At 41.7% G+C, this 1,432-nt stretch carries 2 protein-coding genes; both read right to left on the bottom strand.

Going from position 1 to position 1,432, the window contains the following annotated elements:
* Positions 1-201 precede the first annotated feature (201 nt).
* On the bottom strand, positions 202-1,047 hold the full coding sequence (locus PGRAN_RS15335; RefSeq protein WP_036068572.1) for an immunoglobulin-like domain-containing protein: 846 nt from the start codon (positions 1,045-1,047) through the stop codon (positions 202-204).
* The gene (locus tag PGRAN_RS15330) at positions 1,037-1,399 is read right to left on the bottom strand and encodes an immunoglobulin-like domain-containing protein (protein WP_036068571.1); all 363 of its coding nucleotides are present in this window, start codon (positions 1,397-1,399) and stop codon (positions 1,037-1,039) included. Before PGRAN_RS15330 ends, PGRAN_RS15335 begins: the two co-directional genes overlap by 11 nt.
* Between the last annotated feature and the right edge of the window lie 33 nt (positions 1,400-1,432).

The raw sequence follows: 1,432 nt of genomic DNA, 5'->3' as shown, positions 1-1,432 counted from the left end.
TTAACGGGACATTGAGATAGATGGAATATCAAGCGCTTTAACGAGGCATCCGATGTGGGCTATTCCTTTGTAATATAAGGCTGTTTTAGCACACCTGTATGAAAAAAAAGCTAGGACGCTTGGGAATCCTCAGACCCCTTCATGTCCTAGCCTTGATCGGTAACACTAATTTAAAAGTATATCGTATGATTCGTTGCTGTTTTAATTGGCAACTGTCACATTTTTAGTATCTAAGACTTTACCATCTACACCGATCGCTTCAATCGTCACTACATCGCTTGTAGAAGCGATTTTATTGCCGATATAAAAACTTACTGTACCATCACTAACCGTGCCGCCTTTATGTTTCGTGCCATTAATCGTCACTATTACAGACTTCACATCACCTGTATACGTGGCTGTTAGTCTAGTGTCTCCTGGTACTTTGAAGGTGCTTGGTGTGATTGTTCCTACTGCTGGTGCGGTTGTTTTAACTGTTTGCGTATCAAGTAGTTTTCCAGCTTTGTCATATGCTTTTAATGTTACTTCGCTTGTCGCTGATTTGATTTTATCGTAGGTGTAGAATTTGAACTCGCCATTCGCAATTGTTCCGCCTTTGTACTCGACGCCGTCTACTGTCAGGACAAGGGACTTAACTTCTCCTGTGTACGTTCCTATCACATTTTTATCACCTGGGATAGTCATGACTACTGGTGTAATTGTTCCTGCTGTCGGTGCGAGTGACTTGATTTCAACTGTTTGTGTATCAAGCAGTCTACCAGCTTTGTCATATGCTTTTAATGTTACTTCGCTTGTCGCTGATTTGATTTTATCGTAAGCGTAGAATTTGAACTCACCATTCGCGATGGTTCCACCTTTGTACTCGACGCCGTCTACTGTAAGAACGAGAGATTTAACATCGCCTGTGTATGTTCCTACCACATTTTTATCGCCTGGGATTGCTATCGCTGCTGGTGTGATTGTTCCTGCTGTTGGTGCGCTTGATTTGATTTTAACTGTTTGCGTGTCTAGTAATTTGCCCGTGCTGTCATAGCCTTTAATGACCACTACGTCTGTTTTCGTTCATTACTTTATCTTTAGAATAGAACTTGAAGGTGCCATTAGCCACTGTTCCACCTTTGTATATTTTACCGTTCACCGTTAGTTCGATTTTCGTGATATCGCCCGTATATGTTCCGGTCACGTTGTTATCGCCTGGAATGGTCATTTCTACTGGTGTTAATGTGCCTTCCGTTACTACGACAAATTTCACTAATTGTCTAGCTAGTTCGTCACCGTTTTTATCGTAGGCAACCATGATGATTTCATCTGTTTTCTTGATTTTCTTATCTGCTGCGTAGAAGCTGAATTCGCCGTCTTTCATTGCTGCGCCTTTGAATTCGGTTCCGTTTTGGAACATGGATGATTTTAGCTACATCGCCATGAGTATGCT

Origin of the sequence: Listeria grandensis FSL F6-0971, assembly GCF_000525835.1 — a bacterium.
Classification (GTDB): Bacteria; Bacillota; Bacilli; order Lactobacillales; family Listeriaceae; genus Listeria_A; species Listeria_A grandensis.
Note: the sequence above shows the minus strand (reverse complement) of the source record. Positions and strands in the feature narration are given on the sequence as shown.

Bases quoted from the DNA above. Each gene is read 5' to 3' on its own strand.
- PGRAN_RS15330 (WP_036068571.1), bottom strand. From the start codon at position 1,399: ATGTTCCAAAACGGAACCGAATTCAAAGGCGCAGCAATGAAAGACGGC.